This is a genomic window from Bacteroides zoogleoformans (assembly GCF_002998435.1).
In the GTDB taxonomy this organism is placed as follows: Bacteria; Bacteroidota; Bacteroidia; order Bacteroidales; family Bacteroidaceae; genus Bacteroides; species Bacteroides zoogleoformans.
Genome location: NZ_CP027231.1, coordinates 2,246,270 through 2,265,885 on the forward strand (window position 1 = coordinate 2,246,270; position 19,616 = coordinate 2,265,885).

The following is a 19,616-nucleotide window of genomic DNA, read 5'->3' on the forward strand; positions in this document are numbered from 1 at the left end:
GCTGTTCATAAATGTACATTTGTTTGTGGTTATTCAAATATACAATTTGTTCAGCGGTTTTCTTCTTTAACATACCATCACTCGAAATGTCGGAAGAGCCGAATATGCTGTCAAGGATGCCCATTGTCGTTTATAGTTATGGCAATACCACCCCTAAGGCATTCTCCAATGGTGCAAGTGCTTCCTTACGCTTTTCTCGGATAGCTCTCATATTGAGAGAACTGATAAGTTCCTTCGTCTCGTAGCCCTTCTTGTAGGTTCTTCGTGCCTTGCTGTACAAGTCCAGCATCTTCTGGTAACCATTCGCACCCTTCAATCCTGATGGAACTTGTTTCAGATGAAGGTATTGACAGATGCCTGAAACATCATCGAGAATCCAGTCCTCGATGGAACTCTTCACGCCCACACGGATAAACTCTTCAATACCCATGCGCTTGATACTCTTGCCAATCGCATCCCATTTTACAATCTGAGGCTGCTTGACTTCAAAGACATCTGTATCATATGAGCAGCAGACCGTCTTAATCGCATAGCCGTTATTACGAGCCATAGGCAGATATTCATTCTTCAACTTCGCCAACAACTTGCTGGAGTATCGGGTAACGCCTTTCAGGTTGCAGACATCATGTTGCAACAGCGGTTGAGTACTCACTGATGCGTAATAGTCTATAAGTGCTTTGAAGAACACTTCATCCGTATCTCCCTCAACAAATAGCAGCACATGTGGCGGCAGCTTCGTCTGTTTCTTCTTTACCATAGTCGCTTACTGTTTGAAGAAGGTTGCCAGTTTCTCATCATCCGCTTCCATGTCGAGCATGAAGTCAAACATAAACTCACCGAAAGTCAGTTCCATGTCACCTGCATACTTATATAGATATTTCAGCTTTGACGGATTGACCTTTGCAAAGTGTGCAAGTCCATCATGCTTGGGCAAGCCGAAATACATTTGGTCGGGCTGCATATAGCGCATGAGATAAGGCGAGTGGCTTGTCATCAGAATCTTGGTGTTCGAGGCATATGTTTGAAGTGTCAACAGCAGGTTCTCCATCAATCGTGGATGGACGGAGTTTTCGGGTTCTTCCACCATAATCATCGGTATGTTCTGCTTCTGCGCTGCCATACACAGCGTGAAAAGGAATATCATGCGCTTGCTGCCGCTTGACAACAGGCGAATGCTGGTAGGCTGCGAGTTGAACTCTTCCTGCACACGTATATCATAGACTTTGCTCCTTCCGTCGCTCAGCGTAATCTCGTCAGGTTCGAATGATACCACACCTGGGATAAGTTGTCTGATGCCGTCGGACAGTATGCTGAAGTTGTCAGCATCCGTCTCTTTCAGTCGATAGATGTATTCGCTCAATGTCATCCCTCCTAACAGCGAGATACCCTTTCCACCATCAACAGAGAAGTAGGATTCGGGATTGTCCAATGTCTCCAGATTTGGAATCTTGATGTCGCAAATCTGCTTGGCTAAGTCTGACAGATATAAGCTGCCACCTGCAATCAATGGAAGTGCAAGCTGTTGGGGTGTTGTTGGATATGGTTTGTTGCACCGGCCTGTAGCCGATGGTACTATCAAAGCGTAGTAACCATTCTTGCGATTAATGAGCTGTCGGAAACGCTGTTCGTCCTCGGCTTTTATCCTTAGCCATTCTGAAAGGGAATAACCGGGAACTATACCCTCTGCCCACTGGCATTCATAGCCATACTGAACTATATTAGTTCGACCATCACGTTCTATGCGACCGTGAATCTCAAAGTGGAACTTGCAGCCCTGCATGGCAATGTTGATGGGAAGATAGCGGCTTGATAGCATCTGCCGTTTTGTTTCCTCATTGGCATTCAGGAAATACAATCCGAAACTGATGGCACGGAGCACGTTGCTCTTGCCATATCCGTTAGGGGCGATGAGTGCATTCATCTCCCCAACATCCAACCGCACATGCCCGATGTTGGAGATACCCTCGATGATAAAACTGTCAATAATCATAACTCGCGAAAATATTTTTGCGTCAGTGACGCTTAAAACCGCCATAAAGATACAAAAATAAAACAACTCACGCAAATATTTTTGCGCGAGTTGCATCTTAATTAATCATTTTTAGTGCTTGAACGTAATTACATCAAAGACAAACTGATGTTTATAATGAGTATTACAGGTCTGTAGTATTCACTTTCCTTGTCTATAACCTTATATATTTCTTGCAGCCTCATTCTTCTTGCGTTCTTTAATTTCGTCCATATATCCAGCAGTAATAATTCCAGAAGGTAAAGCTATAATAGCTATGCCAACCATTGAAGATATAATACTAATGACTCGTCCTACATCAGAAATAGGATATAAATCGCCATAACCGACAGTCGTCAAAGTACATGCCGCCCAGTAGAAAGCATCAAAAAAATTGTCAAATAAATACCGTCCTGTTTCTGGATTTATTTCCTCCTCAGCATTAAACATAATCATCGCCGTAACAAATATGTAGAAAACAGCCAATGATAGAACTGTACAGAGGATTGTCTTTTGTCTCTTAATAACTGACAGAATGACTTCCAAAGGTTCGAAGTATCTAATAACCTTTATCACTCTCAACAATCGAAGCAATCGCGACAAACGTGCCAGTTTGAATGTTGGAGCTATCAGGTTGATTGTAGGAAGGTGGAAAAGCCACTCTACTTTGACCCTTTTGGCCAAACAGGATTGCCCACCTTGGCCATAATATGATTGCCCCTTTTGGCCAAAATAACATTAACCACTTAGTACAAGTGTCGTTAGAGTTTTTTTTGTGTAGATTTGAGAACCCGAGTCCTGGTGTAAGGGGTAATAATAAAATCTATGCAAATGAATAAAAGAATCAAGAACATTTTAAGATGTTATGCGGCAGGGATGGGTATCAAGGAAACGGCATCCACGTTCCATACTTCCCGTAACACTGTCCGCAAGTATGTCCGTCTGTTCCTTTCAAGTGGGAAAAGCATCGATCATCTTCTCTCCCTTTCCGAGGAGCAGTTGCATGAGATGTTTGGCGGTACGGAATCCCGACGTCGGGAGCCTTCTTCCAAAAGGATTGAATTAGAGGCTTTGCTTCCCGGATATGTATCCCGCCTGACACGCAAAGGGATGAGTGTCAGAAAACTGTTTAAGGAGTATCATGCTGAATATCCTGACGGTCTTCAGCTGTCTTCCTTCAAGCGGGCAGTCCGCCAGTACAAGTTCCACATCAAGGTCGTCGGCCATGTCGAGCACTATGCCGCCGACCAGATGTATGTTGATTTTGCCGGTGACAGGCTTGAAGTTGTCGATGAGATGACAGGCGAGACGAAGAAGGCCGAGGTCTTTGTCGCTGTCCTGCCGTTCAGTCATTATACCTACTGTGAGGCCGTATGGTCACAACGCAAGGAAGACCTGATAAGGGGATGTGAGAACGCCATGCAATATTTTGAGGGTGTCCCGGCGGCCATCGTTCCCGACAATCTGAAAGCAGCTGTCACACGGAGCGACCGTAACGAGCCGGTCATCAATGATGATTTCGCCGCCTTTGCCGAGCATTACGGTTGTGCAGTCTATCCTGCCCGTGTACGCCACCCCAAGGACAAGGCCCTGGTTGAGAATACCGTGAAACTTCTCTACCGTTCCGTTTACCTTGACATAGAGGGGATGACATTCTCCAGCCTGGACGGTCTCAATACCGCCATCCGTATTTCCCTGCTTGATTTCAACGAAAAGGTGATGGCCGGTCGGGAGGCGTCACGTAAGGAGATGTTCCTGCGTGGAGAGAAAGACTATCTCCGTCCGCTTCCTAAGAAACGCTACGTGATGAAAGAGAGAAAACTCATGACCGTGGGCAAGAACTCCTACGTCTCGTTGTTCAGGCACCATTACAGTGTCCCGAAGGAATATGCAGGAAGGCGTGTGACGATTCTCTATGATGCCGATACGGTGGAAATATACTGTAGCATGAACCTTGTCGCCATCCACGACCGCTGTGACATACCCTACACCTATTCATGGAAAAAGGAGCACAACCTGCCGGGGCACTATGGTCCTTATGACAAGGATCTTGAGGAACTCTTCCGACGTGCCTCGGAAATAGACAATATCGTATTGAATTATCTCCGGGAAGTGGAGCGTGTCATGCAATATCCTCCAAAAGCGTTCAGATCCTGTCGGGGCATACTGACGCTGGAGAAAAAATACGGCCGTGACCGTTTGGTCGCTGCCTGCGCCTGCGCAGAACAGAAGCTACAATACGGGTATCAGGCCTTACGCGAGGTGCTTGAACTGGGAGAAGACGCGGATTTCCTTCCTGATGAGGACGGGAGGATACAGCCTGACATGACATCCCCGACACCACTGACCCACAAGAATATACGTGGACGTGACTATTACAGAAAAGACAAACAGGAACAATAAAGCTAAAATTATGGAAATAAATAATAAGACAGCTCCCGTAACGGGACAACAAGACCAGAACACCATATCACTGGATTTGATGAGCCGCATGAAATTACACGGTATGGCGGAGGCTTTCAGGGAAAGCCTTGCCGGCACCACTCCACAGTCCATGACCGCGGACACCTTCCTTTCCATGCTCCTTGCACGCGAATGGGATTACCGTGCCCAGGCTGCCATAGTGCGGCTTACTAAGAATGCGGCGTTCCGATACAAGGCTTATCTCGAACAGATTGACTATGCCACAAACCGGGGCCTTGAGCGCAATCAGATGGAACGCCTCGCCACCCTTGACTTTGTACATAAGGGGCAGAACCTCTTCATTACCGGCTCTTCAGGTACAGGGAAAAGCTATCTGGCATGTGCCCTTGGCCACGAGGCATGCAAAAGGGGATTCCGTACTTTCTATGCCAATGCACCCAAACTGCTTGGTGCACTGAAGGTTGCCAAAGTCAAAGGTACACTTGAAACTGAGCTCAAGAAGATTGAGCGTTGCCAGTTACTCATCCTTGACGACCTGTTTCTTGTACCTCTTGATGCCAAGGAACGTCCCATCCTGCTCGAAATTATTGAGGACAGGCATGAAAGGAAATCCACTATCATAACCTCGCAGTACCCATCGTCCAACTGGTATGACATGGTTGGTGATCCGACAATAGCCGACGCCATCCTTGACCGAATCATTCATACGGCCCATACCATTGAGTTGTACGGTGAAAGTATGCGCAAGTTAAGGTCTAAGAAAAACTAGAGAATCAAAAGGATAAAATAAAATTGACCCCTATCACCAGGACTTTAAAGGGGCAATCATATTATGGCCAAGATGGGCAATCCTGTTTGGCCAAAAGGGTCAAAGTAGAGTGGCTTTTCCATCAAGCAAGTGAGTGGGCGCACCGCCATGGAGTGGATTAACGAATACGCCATCGAGCAGATAAAACAAGAGTTGAAGCATTCGGACAAGTCAATCAAAGAGATTGCCGACGAGTTTAATTTCTCCAATCAGTCCTTCTTCGGAAAATATGTGAAAGCGCATCTGGGCATGTCGCCCGCGCAATACAGGAGAGAACCGGAGAAATAAGATGCGGGCCGGCGGAAAGAACGGTACGGACGAGGATGACGATACCGGTTTATTTCAACTTCAGCCACTCCCTAATGCATCGTTTCCCGAATGTATCTCCGAAGACTAAAACAGGCGGTGTCAATATCAGGCATGCTCCTATGAAATAAACCACGGCCAATCCATGTAGTAGCAAATAGCCGAACATAAACACGCTGACCGCCAACGCTTGTTTGTTTAGCAGCGAACGTTTCGACCTGTATATGAGCAACAACCATCCCAGGCAGTAGAATGCGACGGCCAACTCGTCTCCCTGGTTATTGGGGATGAAGACAAACATTTTCGTTTCGATGTAGCAAGAACAGAACGTAAATACGCTCCATTGCAACCAAGCCGGCTTTATACCTTGCATCACAAAGAAATATACTCCCGACAGTCCCAATAGGATAAAAATAATTCCACCGGCCGTCAGGAGTATATTGCTGTTTCTTACAGTTTCATTATCTTTTCTCATCTTTCAAACAGGTATCGTCAAAGGGGCGACAAGAAAGAAATGGATAGGTTCTCCGTTATTTATAAAGTTTTATGGTAGAACCGTCTTCAAGATGAACGGCTATTTCTACCAATCCGAATTTATGGTTTCCGGTGTAAACTATTTTCGTTATTCCCGGTTCGGTAGGAATTTGTTCCACTTGTACAACCTTGATCTTCATGTACCCCATGCTGTAATCATTCTCTGTCGATTTCTTTGTGACTTTGAGAGTTTCCACCGTTCCCTTTTGAGACTTATACGACCACGTATCTCCTACATTGACATCGTATTTCATGATCACTCCCTGCCTGCCGGTTGCATTGACGATTGCCACTCCTTCAGAAGAATTAAACAATCTGCCTTTTGCTATAACTTTCCCACCGGAAGAGGTGAAAGAATCGCCTATGTTGAACTCTTTTGCATAATTGGCAATATGGTTCAGCGCATTGCTCAAAGACTCGGATTTCGTTTCCATTGAGAGCTCTACTTCGATAACGCCATTATCATTGGCAATGACTTTCGACTTGCCGAACTCGGTCTTGAAATTATTACCTGAATACAGTCTGACCATGCTATTCAGCACAGTGCCTACCTTGTTCTCTTCAAGGTCTGTATTACCTTTTAAGGTAATATCTCCGTTTTCTTCTTTTTCGCAAGCGGTTATCATCGTCATGCCGCATAACAGAAGAAACAAACATTTGATTTTGAATTCTCTTTTCATAATTCTCTAATTTTATAAGAAGATATACTGCTTTTAAACGTTCTGCTGCCGGGACTGTTTTACTCTTGCAAATTAACGGAATATAAGTGTTGGAAGTACTAACAAATCATACAAAAACACTAACAAATCATACAAATGTTCGGATTTGTCCGTATCAGGACTTGTGTTTTGTTAAGGCTATGCTGGGAGTAGATAGAATGGTTCGCATCATCTCCTCGCACACCGCATCCTGAAACGCCCGTGCTTCTCTGCCCGAAAGCACATTCTGATTCATGATGGCGAAGGCTATCGCATGTCCGTTGGCTGCTTTTGCGTATCCGGCAAGGCAATTGATGGCTGTAAAAGAACCTGTCTTGGCATGGACGTTCTTGTAGGAAAGTGTGCCCTTCTTCATACGGTTTTTCAGTGTGCCGTCCACTCCGCCAATGGGCAATGCCTTATACAGTTTCCTGAAGATGTCGGTCTGCGAATAGGCGTACTTCAAGAAACCTACCAGCAATGCCGGGGAGATGTAATTATAGCCGGACAGTCCGCAACCATCTGCCAGCTTATAACGCTCGGGGTCATAGCCCAACCGCTTTATCAGCAGGCGGATGGCGGAAAGTCCGTCTTCGGCCGAAACGTACTTCTTGCCGGATGCTTGCGCTCCCAAGCGGCACAGCAGGGCTTCGGCATTGAGGTTGTCGCTCTCTTTCATTATCTCTCTCACCACTGTTTCCACGGGTGTCTCGTAGGTAGTTACCGGCACGGAGAGGCTGTCCTTGACGAACTCACCGAAGGCATAACCGGGGGAGGAAGCGTCGTTTACAGCTTTAATACGCCGGATGCCCTGTGCTTGCAGGCGTTCCATGAAGGAGTGCATGAAGAAGTCTTGCGAAGAATAGATGTTGACCGTGCCTGTGCGGCGTCCGTCCACATTGCCGGTCACGATAATCCGGTTGCCATGCTCCAACCAGTTGCGCGACACGCGGAAGCGGCCGGCAGAAGGTGTTTGCGACTTCGTCAGATTGGCGATGGTGTAGTAAGAAGAGGCGGGGATGCACGATAGTCGTGCGGCCTCTCCCCGCTCGCCGGGTGTGGCGGCCACTGTGACCGTGCCTTTGTTCAGCATCAACGGCGAAAGGTAGGGCTGATAGGCTTCGGGGGTGTCGTCCCATGCCCATCCGCTTCCCCAATACAAGGAGTCTTTCATGGAAATATCGCCGTACACTCTTCCGTGAATCACGCTGAACGGCAACCGTGCCACGGCGTTTACCAATGAGTCCAATGCGGCTTCGTCAAACTCCGGGTCATATCCACCTATTATATAGAGGTCGCCTTGCAGGGTGTCGCGTGCAATCGTTCCCTTGTACCACACTTCCGTGCGGAACGGCTCGTCGGCTTCGGGTCGGGCAAGGGCGGTGATGGCGGTAAGCAGCTTCATGGTAGAGGCGGGACGGGAAAGCATCTCGGCCTGATACTCGTACAACGGCTTGTCGTCCGTCAGGTCATATACCGAGATGCCTACATTGGAGCCGGCAGGAAGCATCTGTTTGATGAGCGTGTCGAGGCGGGAAGAGTGGCTGCTACTTCTGCCCTTTTGAGCAAAAAGCGGTAGCGAGTAAACGCACAGCAGCAATATTAGGTAATAGACTTTAGACATTAGAATCAACCCTTTCGTCTGACGGATTTACTGTATGTACGGTTCTTGTTCCCACCATGTGCTTCCAAATAGCCGAACTCCGTGAGTTGGCGTAAATAGCGCTTTGCTGTAGTAGTGGTAAAGCCCAAATGGGTCACGATGGTTTCGGTCGTGATGTCTATCCGGTCATCCATAAAATCCAAAATATCGACCAACTTCTCTGCCAAAGATGGCTTTATCGACCAGTTATCGACCATTTCGTATTTCAAAGTCTCTTTATCGACCACTTCTATTGTCGCACTTTTGACGTATTGGTCAATATCGGCCTTTAGGTGCTGGCAGTGGTGGCGCGCCATGAAGTCGAGGAAGATGTTAATATCCTCCTGTTCCCTTGTGTCAATCAAGGCTTGTATATATTCGGCTTTGTCCTCCTTCAATACCTTGGTCGGTAGCACACCGAACTCCCATTGCAACAAGTTCATCAGCAGCCGGGATGTCCGTCCGTTGCCGTCTGCCCAAGGATGTATGCTGACCAACTCTAAATGCGCCCAAAAGCTAAGGTCATAGACGGCAGCAATATCAGAAGCATCTATTCTTTTGCGACGATCATTCAGCTCTTCACAGAATGCGGCCAACTTTGTAGGCACTTTCAGATACGATATATATGACTTGTCGCCGATGCCGGCCGTTACATTCAACTTGCGCAGCTCGCCTTTGGCGGCAGAGAATTCGCCATCGATGGAATGATATTCGCTGCCTGTCCGGGCCATCACCTTTGAAGAAAGCCTGATGAGCCATTCCACGGTGATAGGTTCATGGCGTACAATCCACTCCCTACCGTAATCGTAAGCCACTTTCAGATCGAGGTTCATCATCTGTTCCATCATTGTGCGCTTGCTGCTGGTAATACCTTCATCGAACAGCAGCTGTGCTTCCACTTCTGTCACCGTCGAGCCTTCGATGGCTGTGGAGTGCGTGATGATGGAGTAGAGATAGAACTTGTCGAAGTCTATCTGCTCCGCAATGCCCAGTTCCTTGTATCTTTGGAGCAGTCTCAGCAGTTGGTCTTTATTTTCTTGTGTCATATATAATTACGAAATAATAAATTCAAAACTGTTTCTTAGCTGTTTTTTTATTAGTTAATATAGCAGGACGGTTACGACAATCGTTGAACCGAAAGCATATAACGCTTTAGAAACAAAACTCTTTCCACCTATATCAAAAAAATATGCTGATGAGGAAAAAGCAATTAGGGCAATGATGAAAGTTATTATTTTGTTTCTCATTTTATTTATCTCACCTCTTACATCATCTCCCTGAATATCTCCCCCACCGTGGGATGCGGGAAAACAATCTTCTTCCATTGGCCGATGGTGAGTCTTAGTTCGATGGCCATGCCTGCCAGCGTGATGATTTCGGAGGCGGGGTTGCCCAGTACGTGTGCTCCCAGCACGGTGTCGTCGTCGGCAAGCAGTAGCTTGCATACGCCGTTCACTCCCTCGTTTTCGGCTACGAAGCGGCCGCTATAAGCCATCGGGAGTTTGAGGGCACGATAGGCGATGCCTTTCTTTTGCAGGGACTCTTCGGTTTCTCCCACACCGGCTATTTCGGGGTTGGTATATACCACGCCGGGGATGGCCCGATAGCTCATGACGTCTTCCTTACCTATGATATGATGTACGGCTACTTCGGCTTCGCGCACGGCGGTGTGTGCCAGCAGCGAGAAACCGGTGAGGTCGCCGCAGACGTAGACGCCGGGGAGGGAGGTCTGCATGTGCCCGTCCACGCGGATGCTGCCGCGCTCGGTCTTTTCAAGATTCAGGTTCTCCAGTCCGAAGCCTTTCGTCACGGGCCGGCGGCCTACGCTCATCAGCAGCTTGTGGGCCACCACGGAACCTGCACCTTGGGCGTCCTCATAGCCCACCTGCACTTGCGGGATGCTTTCTGCCGATGAGGCTTCGGACAGGGCGGTCACTTTCGTGCCCGTCATGAAGCGGATGCCCCGCTTGGCATATTCCGCGCGGAGCAGGGCGGAGAGCTCCTTGTCCATGCCGCCGAGAATTTCGTCGAGCATCTCGATGACCGTGACCTGCACACCCAAGCTGTTGAAGAAAGAGGCGAACTCCATGCCGATGACGCCTCCGCCGATGACGACGAGCGAGGCGGGGAGGTCTTTGTTGTCTAATGCGTCGCGGTGCGTCCAGTAAGGCACTCGGTCCACGCCGGGAATGGGGGGGATGAATGTCTCCGAACCGGTGCACAGCAGCAGGTTGTCGCACTCATAGGTCTCTTCGCCGCACTGCACGTGGCGGCTGTCCACAATCACGGCCTCGCCGCTTACGATGTTCACCCCGTGGGCGGTGAGCTTGCCTTTTACGCCCAACACCAGTTTGCGCACCACCTTCTGTTTGCGGGCTATTATCTTGGGCAGGTCGAACGACGCTTCGGGCACGTTGACCGCATATTTGGAGGCATGGCGCGCCCCGTCGTAGGTCTTTGCCGAGTAGAGCAGGGTTTTGGTGGGGATGCAGCCCTCGTTCAGGCATACTCCGCCAAGGTTTTGTTTCTCGAACAGGACTACACTCAGGCCGGCTTTTCCGGCAGCTTCGGCGGCCGTATATCCCGCAGGGCCTCCGCCGATAATGGCAAGTTGATATTTCATGGTTTTCCGTATTATAGATTTCTGCCTGCAAGATACGACATCTATTTCAGAAAAACTCGCTCTGCGGCACTCTTTTTTTCACAGAAAACGCTTACCTTTGCCGATACATTCATTGATTTGCCCCGTTCGTCCCGGCGAAGCTAAAACTGAAGATGCAGATGAAAACAACCTTCTTATTCCGTTCTCTTGCTTTGTGGCCCGTCTTTCTCGTCTGCCTGTTGGCAGCTTGCAGCAAAGATGAGGAGACCGGTCTGGCTCCCTTTAGGAAAATCACTATGGAGGGCGAAGCCTGTACGCTGCAAATGGATATGGCACGCGGCGGGTGGCGCATCGCCTCCGTCATCACCCCGTGGGGAGAGACCATGAAGGATAAGTATGGCAAACCCCTGCAATTGGAAGGCACGGGAAGCTTGCACTATCGTTGGTGGGACTTGGAGCGAAGCGCTGACACTCACCTCACTCTGCACTTGAAAGACAATTTCGACTTGGGAGAACGCCGTTTCCTCGTCCTCAACCTGGAGATGAAAGAGGGCTTTTATAAGGAACAAGTGGTCATCACCCAAAACGCCTGCCATAATTTCTACGAGATAGAATCCTTGACGTACAGTCTGGAAGAGGGTGACGGGGTGTCGGAAGCCGAGACCGGCCGCTATGGCCTGAAGTATCGGGAAGAAAGGGGGAGCGACGAGTCCGATACATTTACTGTCCATCCTTTTATCAACGAATGGACTACCTACCAATTCAGTTTTGATGACCGGGTCGAGAATTATTTTTCTTGGGTAAACCCGCAAAAACGCTTCGTGAATCTGCCCGATCGCATCGAAGCCGGGAAAATCGTTGTGAACGAAGCCCCTCTTCCGTTCAAGGAAGAAAGCACATACTTCAAGGACGAGGAGTTGAGAAAGAAAGGCTTTGAGGTGCAGATGATACCCTCTAAGTGGAATATATATGCTGCCGACATCTACTACAAGCGTTTGAAGTTGACTTTTTGCCTGACCCTTGCCCGCCCCGGCAGCGACACGAAGCAAGTTCTCAAAGGAAAACTGACGCAGAAGTATCCTTACGACTGCTCGCCGGTGAGGTACACAACTGAGGATTATCAAGGGGAATAAAACCTCTCTCCGGGCCGACATCCCCTCCGTATCATCTCCGTATCCCCTCCGTATCATCTCCGTATCATCTCCGTATCATCTCCGTATCACCTCCGTTCCTATAGATACGGAGGAAATACGGTTTTGATACAGCGTTGATACGGTTTGGGTATGGTTCTGATGGCAGGGATGCATTCGTTTGCGGCATATTCGTCAAGATAAGTAATCATATATGTGCTTGCATAGAAGAATATTCCATTAAATCTTAAACAAAAGATTAGTTGAATTTCAGATAAAAAAAGATGCGACAGTTTTTTTCTTTATATTTGCTTTGGTATTTGTTTTATTTGATTTATCTTTGCCGAGAAATTAAAATATTGAATTAAATACCTGCATAATCATTTGGTTTTATTATTAATTTAACCGCTATATCCAACTTAAACGAGAAAACTATGAAGAGACTAACAAGGTTTCTGCGCATAATGCTGCTTGTTTCAATAGCATTGTCGGGGATGTCCCATGTAGCATTGGGAAATGGGAGCGTCTGTACGGCGGCAAACCGTGAGGTGTCGGACACTGTCTTTGTGCACGAAACCCAAATCCCTATTTTAATAGAACGCCAAGATAATGTGCTCTTCCGCATGCGTCTTGAAGCCACTTCGGGAAAGAAATTGAACGAGGTGGACTTGTGTTTCGGCAAAGAGGTGAATCTTTCGGACATTGAAGCGGTGAAACTCTATTACGGCGGAACCGAGGCTCTTCAAGAGTATGCTCGTAAGCCGTTTGCTCCGGTAGATTATGTTTCTGCTTTTGCTGTGGGAAAAACATTGGCGGCCAATTCCTCTTACTCTGTGCTGAAGTCTCAGGCGGAAATTCGTGGAAGCAATGTGAAGCTGAAAGCCGACCAGAATCTTTTTCCGGGTATCAACTATTTCTGGGTCAGCCTTCAGATGAAACCGCAGGCTACTTTATTTAATAAGGTGACGGCAACCATCGTTTCGGTCAAAGTCGATGGGAAAAAGGCTCCGCTTCAGACGGTCACGCCCGAAGGAATCGTACATCGCATGGGAGTGGGAGTACGCCATGCGGGCGACGATGGATCGGCAGCTTTCCGTATCCCCGGCTTGGTGACTACCAACCGAGGAACATTGCTCGGTGTATATGACGTGCGTTACAACAGCAGTGTCGACCTTCAAGAGCATGTCGACGTCGGTTTGAGCCGCAGTACGGATGGCGGGCGTACGTGGGAAAGGATGCGTCTGCCATTGTCGTTCGGCGAAACCGGCGGGCTTCCTTCAGCCCAGAACGGAGTGGGCGACCCCTCTATTTTGGTGGATACGCAGACAAACACCGTGTGGATAGTGGCTGCATGGACCCATGGCATGGGCAACCAACGTGCATGGTGGAGCTCGCATCCAGGCATGGATAAACGCACTACAGCGCAGCTTGTGATGACTAAAAGTACGGACGACGGAAAGAGCTGGTCTGCGCCCATAAACATCACCGGGCAGGTGAAAGACCCTTCGTGGTACTTCTTGTTGCAAGGCCCGGGGCGAGGCATCACCATGCAAGACGGTACGCTGGTGTTCCCCATTCAGTATATCGACTCCACTCGCGTGCCCAATGCCGGCATCATGTACAGCAAAGACCGGGGCGAGACGTGGGCCATACACAATCATGCCCGTACCAACACCACTGAAGCACAGGTGGCGGAAGTGGCTCCGGGCGTACTGATGCTGAACATGCGTGATAACCGCGGCGGAAGTCGGGCCGTTTCGGTGACCGAAGACCTGGGACGCACATGGACGGAGCATCCCTCTTCACGGAAAGCATTGGATGAGCCGGTATGTATGGCCAGTCTCATTTCCGTGAAAGCCGAAGACAATGTGTTGGGCAAAGATCTGCTGTTGTTCTCCAATCCGGCCACAACCAAGAGACGGAACCATATAACTATTAAAGCCAGTTTTGATGGTGGTCACACGTGGCTTCCGGCCAACCAGCTGCTGCTTGACGAGGCTGACGGATGGGGATACTCCTGCCTGACGATGATAGACAAAGAGACAGTAGGCATCTTGTATGAGAGCAGTGTGGCGCACATGGCTTTTCAGGCGGTAAAGCTGAAGGATATCTGCAAAGGTGTCGTGAACGTGGATAACTGATTTTATGATAAGCGAAATATGCCGTGCGTGGTGTATTTCTCTTTCTTACTTATATATTTCTGTTACTTTAATTTTATTATTATGTACAAACTATTTAAAAAAGTAGTGGGGATGGCAGCATTTCTTTGCGCGGCTTGCATAAGTAGCGCTTACGCCGGCCCCACAAATGAAACTTCGAAGGTGGAGGTTGTTCAACAGGACAACGCTTGCACCGGTGTTGTGAAAGACGCGTCGGGAGAAACAATCATCGGCGCTTCGGTCGTGGTGAAAGGGACCACAAACGGAACGATTACGGATATAGACGGGAAGTTTTCGTTAAGCAATGTTAAACCGGGGGGGGTGATTTTGGTCTCCTTCATCGGTTATAAAAGTGTAGAGATAGTATGGAACGGGCGTCCGCTCAATATTGTTCTGCGCGAGAATACGGAAATGCTGGAAGAAGTGGTGGTGACGGGCTACGGAGGCAGACAGCTCCGTACGAAAGTGACCAGCTCCATCTCGAAAGTAAACGAGGAAGCCTTGTCGGTGGGTGTTCACTCCAATCCCGCACAAGCTTTGTCCGGTGCTGTGGCCGGATTGCGGGTTATTCAGAGTTCCGGTAATCCAGGAAGTGTGCCGAGCATCGTGCTTCGCGGCGGAACGAATCTGGATGGAACGGGTGCTCCGCTGGTGATGGTGGACGGTCAGTTGCGTGGCAGCTTGAGCGACATCAACCCGGAAGATATTGAATCCATCGACGTGTTGAAAGATGCGGGTGCTACTGCTCTCTACGGTGCACGTGCCAGTAACGGCGTAATATTGGTGACAACCAAAAGCGGAAAAACGGGACGCGCCGAGGTTAATTTGAAAGCTCGTTTGGGCTTTAACTATGCCAATGTCCCGCACGAGTTTTTAGGGGCGAAAGATTATCTGTATTGGATGCGCACAGCCTACAATATAACTCCGTGGGCACCCAAAGGTAACCTGAAAGGGGCTCAACCCATGGGAACGGGCAACCCTTATGACGCCACCATGAAATGGAACGTCATGGCCTATTCGTCCGAATACGACCATCTGTTGCAGAAGGGTTGGGAAAAGATGGAAGACCCTATCAATCCCGGTTCATACCTTATATATAAAAATACCAACCCTGCGGATTATAACTTCAACTCTCCGGCCATGACACAGGATTACAATGTTAACTTTTCCGGTGGAAACGACAAAGGCTCTTACTATGCCGGGCTTGGATATAATAAGTCGGAGGGACTTCCCATTACTTCATTCTACGAACGCTACAGCTTCGTCTTCAACGGATCATATCAGTTGACCAAATGGCTGAAGAGTACTTCTTCGTTCAACTACAACAGAGCCAATTGGGATTCCATGCCGGGTTCGCAAACCAGTGAAGCCAACTACTTCGGCCGTATTTTGTCAGTTCCTATGACTGTACGTTATGAAGACGAAGAGGGCAATCCGCTGTTAGGACCGAGCGTGGGTGATGGTAACCAGAACTTTCAACCGGAGAAATGGACGAAAGACTACCAAACAGACAAATTCACAATGATTCAAACCTTAGAGGCGAAACTCTTGAAAAATCTTCTACTGAAAGGAACAGCCAACTGGTATTATTCGGAAGGTGTATACGAATGGTTCACCAAAGATTATCAAACAAATACACAAGGAACAAGTTGGAGCCGCACGCGTAACACAGGTGCAAAGTTCGAACGGACGTTTTCACAGACCTACAACTTGTTGCTGAACTACAACACCGTGATAGCTCGCGAACATAACGTTGATGTGATGCTCGGTACGGAATTCTATGACAGCAAAGCCAAGGGATTTTCGGCTTCCGGTTCGGGTGCGCCCACCGACGATTTCGCCGATTTGGGTCTGACGCTTACCGAGGAGGGGAAACGCTCCATCGATTCTGAGCATTCACAAATCCGTATCCTGTCTTACTTCGGTCGCTTGAACTACGATTTCCGCGACAAATATCTTTTCTCTCTTGTGTTCAGAAAAGACGGCTATTCATCCTTGCTGGACAACAGATGGGGCTTCTTCCCGGGACTTTCGGCCGGATGGATTTTCGGAAAGGAGAAGAAGGTGCAGGAACTTGTACCCGTGCTTTCGTTCGGAAAGTTGCGCGTCAGCTACGGTGTGAACGGAAACGCCTCGGGCATCGGTGCATACACGTTGCAAGGCAATTACTCGTCGGCCAAGTATAACGGCAATGTGGGCTATCTGATAGGTGCGTTGCCCAACCCCACGTTGAGATGGGAGAAAACCACCACCTTCGAGTTTGGTTTGGACCTCAGTTTCTGGCACAACCGCCTGAACGCTAACCTGACCTACTATAACCGACTGACTGCCGACAAGTATGCGGCTTTCAGTCTGCCCAGCACCACCGGTTTCTCGTCTATTACCAACAATAACGGCGAGTTCCGCAATCGGGGGTTGGAGATAGAGCTCTCGGGTAGGATTCTTCAGACCAAGGATTTCTCATGGAGTATGAAGGCTAACATTGCCTACAACAAAAACAAAGTAATGAAACTGCCCAACAACGGTCTCGACAGAAACCGGCAAGGTGGACAACAGATATACTCGGGGCGCAAGGTGAAAGACAAAGACGGAAATCTGAAAGATGAGCTCATCTGGGTAGGAGGTTATCAAGAAGGGTACGAGCCGGGTGTGCTGGTGGGTTACGTGGCGCAAGGAATCTTCCAAAGCGATGAAGAAATCAACGCAGCCTACTCTCAAGGCATAGTGACATCGGGCAATGTGCAAGGCAAGACGCAATACACGCCGGCCAAGTGGGCCACGCTGACCGATGCGCAAAGAGCAAACGGCATTCTGATTACTCCGGGAGATATCCGCTGGAAAGACATCAATGGCGACGGAAAGATAGACAGCTTCGACCAAGAAAAGTTGGGCAACACCTCTCCGCACTGGACGGGCGGTTTCACCAGCACTTTCGAGTGGAAAGGATTTAAATTGTACGGTGCTTTCGACTTCGCCCTTGGATTCCGTAATTACGACACCACCACTCCATGGTTCTTGGGTGCCATGCAGGGCACTTACAACACCACTACCGATGTGTTCAATACGTGGACGGAGAAGAATACGGGTGCCAAATATCCCAAGTATGTGTATGCCGACCAGCTGGGTGTGGCCAATTTCTACCGTTCATCTACGCTCTTCTCTTACAAGGGAGACTACTTGGCCATTCGCGAGTTGTCCTTATCTTACTTGTTGCCCAAGGAGTTGACACGTAAGTTCTATTGCCAAAAACTGGAAGTGTCTGTCACAGGACAGAACTTGGGTTATCTGACGGCTGCGCCGGTGGCTGCACCCGAGGTGTCGAGAGGCGGTGGCATTGCCTCCGGAACCGGCTATCCGTTGCCCAGGACTCTGCTATTCGGCGTCAATGTAACATTCTAAAAAGGAAAAAAGACATGAAAACAATAAAATCAATCATAGTATCGGGTGCCGCTCTGATTGCAGCGAGCACATTGCTTACGTCGTGCGGCGACCTGCTCGACTTGACCCCCATCGATTATTACGGAAGCTCTTCTTACTGGAAAAGCGAGGCGCACGTTGCCGGCTATACGGACGGACTGCACAAGCATTTGCGGGACGTGGCCTGGCAACACACCATCATTTTCGGTGAACTGAGAGGCGGACAGTATGTGGACGGAACCAGTTGCGACGGCATGACCACCTCATACGGCGACATACGCCTGCAGAACTTCGACGCCGACCATACCGGAGTGAGCAAATTCGGTGACCTCTATGGGCGCATCACCAACTGTAACCTCCTGATATCCCGTGTTTCGCAGGCCAATTTCCTGTCGGAAGAGAAGAAGAACTACTATCTGGGCATTGCTTACGGCTTGCGCGCATTCTACTATTTCGACCTCTACCGAGTGTATGGAGGAGTACCTCTGCGTTTAGGCGTGGAAGTCATCGATGGTGAACTGGACCCCGTGAAGCTCTTCCTGCCCCGCTCTAAACCGAGCGAAGTGATGGCACAAATCAAGAGCGACGTGGAGAAGTCTATTTCCTGCTTTGGCAATCAGACAGGGTTCAATCCATACGGACATGGCTCAAAATGTTATTGGAACAAAGCTGCGAGCGAATGTCTGGCCGGTGAGATTTATCTTTGGAACGCCAAAGTGAGCACAGGCGACCAAGCCGCCGATGAGAAAGACTTGGCTGCGGCCAAGCGTTACCTCGAGAATGTGGTAAACAACTATAACTTGTCTATGCTGAAAAACTTTGCCGATGTGTTCGATGCCAAGAACAAGGCGAATGCGGAGGTGATATTCGCCGTGCGTTATTTAGAGGGAGAGGAGACCAATGGCAACGGGTATTATACCTACCACTTGTCCCTTGGCTCCACCGAGGCGCAGAGTTACAGGAAAGACGGAAGCCGGTGGAACGACCCTCTGGGGTTGAAGACGGGATATACCATGTCCATGGAGTATAAGAAAGGCATGTTTACACAGTTCGATGAGGAAGACACTCGTCTCGATGCCACTTTCATAGGCTCGTATCGCTACAATGCCGAAAATCAACTCTATCTCAACGGGGTTCACACGGTGAAGAACATTGGCTACATCAATTCGAGCGGAAACCGCATCATGTGTGGTGACTACATCTTCTACCGCTTGCCGTGGGTGTATCTGTCTCTGGCGGAGATTGCCAACATGGAGGGCGACAACACCGGCGTGGAGAACTACATAAACAAGGTACGCGAACGTGCCTATGGCAACAAATGGAACGCGGACGTTTACGGGTACAAAGCGGGTGACTTCACCGCCAACGAGCTGGCCATTTTCAACGAGAAGAACAAGGAATTCATCCAAGAAGGGCAACGCTGGTGGGACTTACGCCGCATGACCTTGAACAAGGGTGGCAAGCATCTGGTGTTCTGCAAAGAAGGCTCTCTGGATAGCCAAGAAGCCATCCTCGACGAGAGTCAGGCACACAAAGTGCTGTGGCCGTTGGATAAAACCATCCTGGGCAATGACACCACATTGGTACAGACACCGGGGTATTGAGCACCGGTATCGGGGAAGCGAAAGCTGATGACAGCTTCCTGACAGGGGAAGAAAGAGGGGATGCCGGATTAAAAAACGAGCGTCTCCTCTTCCTTTTTCAGGAGAAATGGTGACGGCAGAGGTTTCCGAAATGCCCGCAAGAACCCTAAAAAACAGCTTTGCCATTCACTTCCGAATGAATAAAGTTGTTACATTTGCTCGCTGTGTATCAACGCATCGCACTTTTCACCTCCCGCTTCGGTATTTTCTGAACGACATTGTGAAACCTTCATATAAAAAGAGAA

Annotated in this window: 14 protein-coding genes and 1 pseudogene; 7 read left to right on the plus strand and 8 right to left on the minus strand. The window is 48.9% G+C overall.

Translation table 11 applies throughout. From position 1 onward, the window contains the following. Positions 1–136 precede the first annotated feature (136 nt). The 3 genes from C4H11_RS09260 to C4H11_RS09270 form a co-directional block, all read right to left on the minus strand. Positions 137–757 carry a hypothetical protein gene (locus C4H11_RS09260; RefSeq protein WP_106041435.1) on the minus strand — a complete coding sequence of 207 codons (621 nt, stop codon included), beginning with the start codon at positions 755–757 and terminating at the stop codon, positions 137–139. 6 nt (positions 758–763) lie between these two features. Further along, the gene (locus C4H11_RS09265) at positions 764–1,990 is read right to left on the minus strand and encodes an AAA family ATPase (RefSeq protein ID WP_164996524.1); all 1,227 of its coding nucleotides are present in this window, start codon (positions 1,988–1,990) and stop codon (positions 764–766) included. A 201-nt stretch (positions 1,991–2,191) separates the two neighbouring features. Further along, positions 2,192–2,584 (minus strand): potassium channel family protein, encoded by a 393-nt coding sequence (locus C4H11_RS09270; RefSeq protein ID WP_234819925.1) that lies wholly within the window; start codon positions 2,582–2,584, stop codon positions 2,192–2,194. 255 nt (positions 2,585–2,839) lie between these two features. On the opposite strand from C4H11_RS09270, the gene istA reads away from it, so the two are divergent. The 3 genes and pseudogenes from istA to C4H11_RS09285 form a co-directional block, all read left to right on the plus strand. Beyond that, complete coding sequence (gene istA / locus C4H11_RS09275) at positions 2,840–4,411, plus strand: IS21 family transposase (protein ID WP_106042995.1); 1,572 nt, start codon at positions 2,840–2,842, stop codon at positions 4,409–4,411. Positions 4,412–4,421: 10 nt separating this feature from the next. Next, complete coding sequence (gene istB, locus C4H11_RS09280) at positions 4,422–5,201, plus strand: IS21-like element helper ATPase IstB (protein ID WP_106040164.1); 780 nt, start codon at positions 4,422–4,424, stop codon at positions 5,199–5,201. Between the two features lie 120 nt (positions 5,202–5,321). Next, positions 5,322–5,528: pseudogene (locus C4H11_RS09285) on the plus strand (helix-turn-helix domain-containing protein); the annotation flags it as partial. Positions 5,529–5,577: 49 nt separating this feature from the next. Here the strand turns inward: C4H11_RS09285 and C4H11_RS09290 are convergent. The 5 genes from C4H11_RS09290 to lpdA form a co-directional block, all read right to left on the minus strand. Continuing rightward, entirely contained in the window at positions 5,578–6,021 is a 444-nt protein-coding gene (locus C4H11_RS09290) for a hypothetical protein (RefSeq protein WP_106041440.1), read from the minus strand. 55 nt (positions 6,022–6,076) lie between these two features. Continuing rightward, entirely contained in the window at positions 6,077–6,760 is a 684-nt protein-coding gene (locus C4H11_RS09295) for a hypothetical protein (protein ID WP_106041442.1), read from the minus strand. Between the two features lie 154 nt (positions 6,761–6,914). Further along, positions 6,915–8,402: a D-alanyl-D-alanine carboxypeptidase/D-alanyl-D-alanine endopeptidase gene (gene dacB, locus C4H11_RS09300; RefSeq protein ID WP_106041444.1), complete on the minus strand. Its 1,488-nt coding sequence runs from the start codon at positions 8,400–8,402 to the stop codon at positions 6,915–6,917. A gap of 5 nt (positions 8,403–8,407) precedes the next feature. Further along, complete coding sequence (locus C4H11_RS09305; protein WP_106041446.1) at positions 8,408–9,466, minus strand: Fic family protein; 1,059 nt, start codon at positions 9,464–9,466, stop codon at positions 8,408–8,410. A gap of 218 nt (positions 9,467–9,684) precedes the next feature. Next, complete coding sequence (gene lpdA / locus C4H11_RS09310) at positions 9,685–11,043, minus strand: dihydrolipoyl dehydrogenase (RefSeq protein WP_106041448.1); 1,359 nt, start codon at positions 11,041–11,043, stop codon at positions 9,685–9,687. A 158-nt stretch (positions 11,044–11,201) separates the two neighbouring features. Here lpdA and C4H11_RS09315 point away from each other — a divergent pair, with 158 nt between their 5' ends. The 4 genes from C4H11_RS09315 (at position 11,202) to C4H11_RS09330 (ending at position 19,332) form a co-directional block, all read left to right on the plus strand. Further along, positions 11,202–12,155 (plus strand): hypothetical protein, encoded by a 954-nt coding sequence (locus C4H11_RS09315; RefSeq protein WP_106043300.1) that lies wholly within the window; start codon positions 11,202–11,204, stop codon positions 12,153–12,155. Between the two features lie 491 nt (positions 12,156–12,646). Next, positions 12,647–14,293 (plus strand): sialidase family protein, encoded by a 1,647-nt coding sequence (locus C4H11_RS09320; RefSeq protein ID WP_106043302.1) that lies wholly within the window; start codon positions 12,647–12,649, stop codon positions 14,291–14,293. A 111-nt stretch (positions 14,294–14,404) separates the two neighbouring features. Then, positions 14,405–17,710, plus strand: a complete 3,306-nt coding sequence (locus C4H11_RS09325; RefSeq protein WP_106041450.1) for a SusC/RagA family TonB-linked outer membrane protein — start codon at positions 14,405–14,407, stop codon at positions 17,708–17,710. 14 nt (positions 17,711–17,724) lie between these two features. Beyond that, positions 17,725–19,332, plus strand: coding sequence for a RagB/SusD family nutrient uptake outer membrane protein (locus C4H11_RS09330; RefSeq protein WP_106041452.1), 1,608 nt, complete (start codon positions 17,725–17,727; stop codon positions 19,330–19,332). The last annotated feature ends 284 nt before the right edge of the window (positions 19,333–19,616 follow it).

Excerpts from the sequence above, each read along its gene's own strand:
- C4H11_RS09260 (WP_106041435.1), bottom strand. The coding sequence starts at position 757 with ATGGTAAAGAAGAAACAGACGAAGCTGCCGCCACATGTGCTGCTATTT.
- C4H11_RS09330 (WP_106041452.1), top strand. The coding sequence starts at position 17,725 with ATGAAAACAATAAAATCAATCATAGTATCGGGTGCCGCTCTGATTGCA.
- istA (WP_106042995.1), top strand. The coding sequence starts at position 2,840 with ATGAATAAAAGAATCAAGAACATTTTAAGATGTTATGCGGCAGGGATG.
- C4H11_RS09325 (WP_106041450.1), top strand. The coding sequence starts at position 14,405 with ATGGCAGCATTTCTTTGCGCGGCTTGCATAAGTAGCGCTTACGCCGGC.
- C4H11_RS09315 (WP_106043300.1), top strand. The coding sequence starts at position 11,202 with ATGAAAACAACCTTCTTATTCCGTTCTCTTGCTTTGTGGCCCGTCTTT.
- C4H11_RS09265 (WP_164996524.1), bottom strand. The coding sequence starts at position 1,990 with ATGATTATTGACAGTTTTATCATCGAGGGTATCTCCAACATCGGGCAT.
- C4H11_RS09305 (WP_106041446.1), bottom strand. The coding sequence starts at position 9,466 with ATGACACAAGAAAATAAAGACCAACTGCTGAGACTGCTCCAAAGATAC.
- C4H11_RS09320 (WP_106043302.1), top strand. The coding sequence starts at position 12,647 with ATGTCCCATGTAGCATTGGGAAATGGGAGCGTCTGTACGGCGGCAAAC.
- C4H11_RS09290 (WP_106041440.1), bottom strand. The coding sequence starts at position 6,021 with ATGAGAAAAGATAATGAAACTGTAAGAAACAGCAATATACTCCTGACG.
- lpdA (WP_106041448.1), bottom strand. The coding sequence starts at position 11,043 with ATGAAATATCAACTTGCCATTATCGGCGGAGGCCCTGCGGGATATACG.
- istB (WP_106040164.1), top strand. The coding sequence starts at position 4,422 with ATGGAAATAAATAATAAGACAGCTCCCGTAACGGGACAACAAGACCAG.
- dacB (WP_106041444.1), bottom strand. The coding sequence starts at position 8,402 with ATGTCTAAAGTCTATTACCTAATATTGCTGCTGTGCGTTTACTCGCTA.
- C4H11_RS09295 (WP_106041442.1), bottom strand. The coding sequence starts at position 6,760 with ATGAAAAGAGAATTCAAAATCAAATGTTTGTTTCTTCTGTTATGCGGC.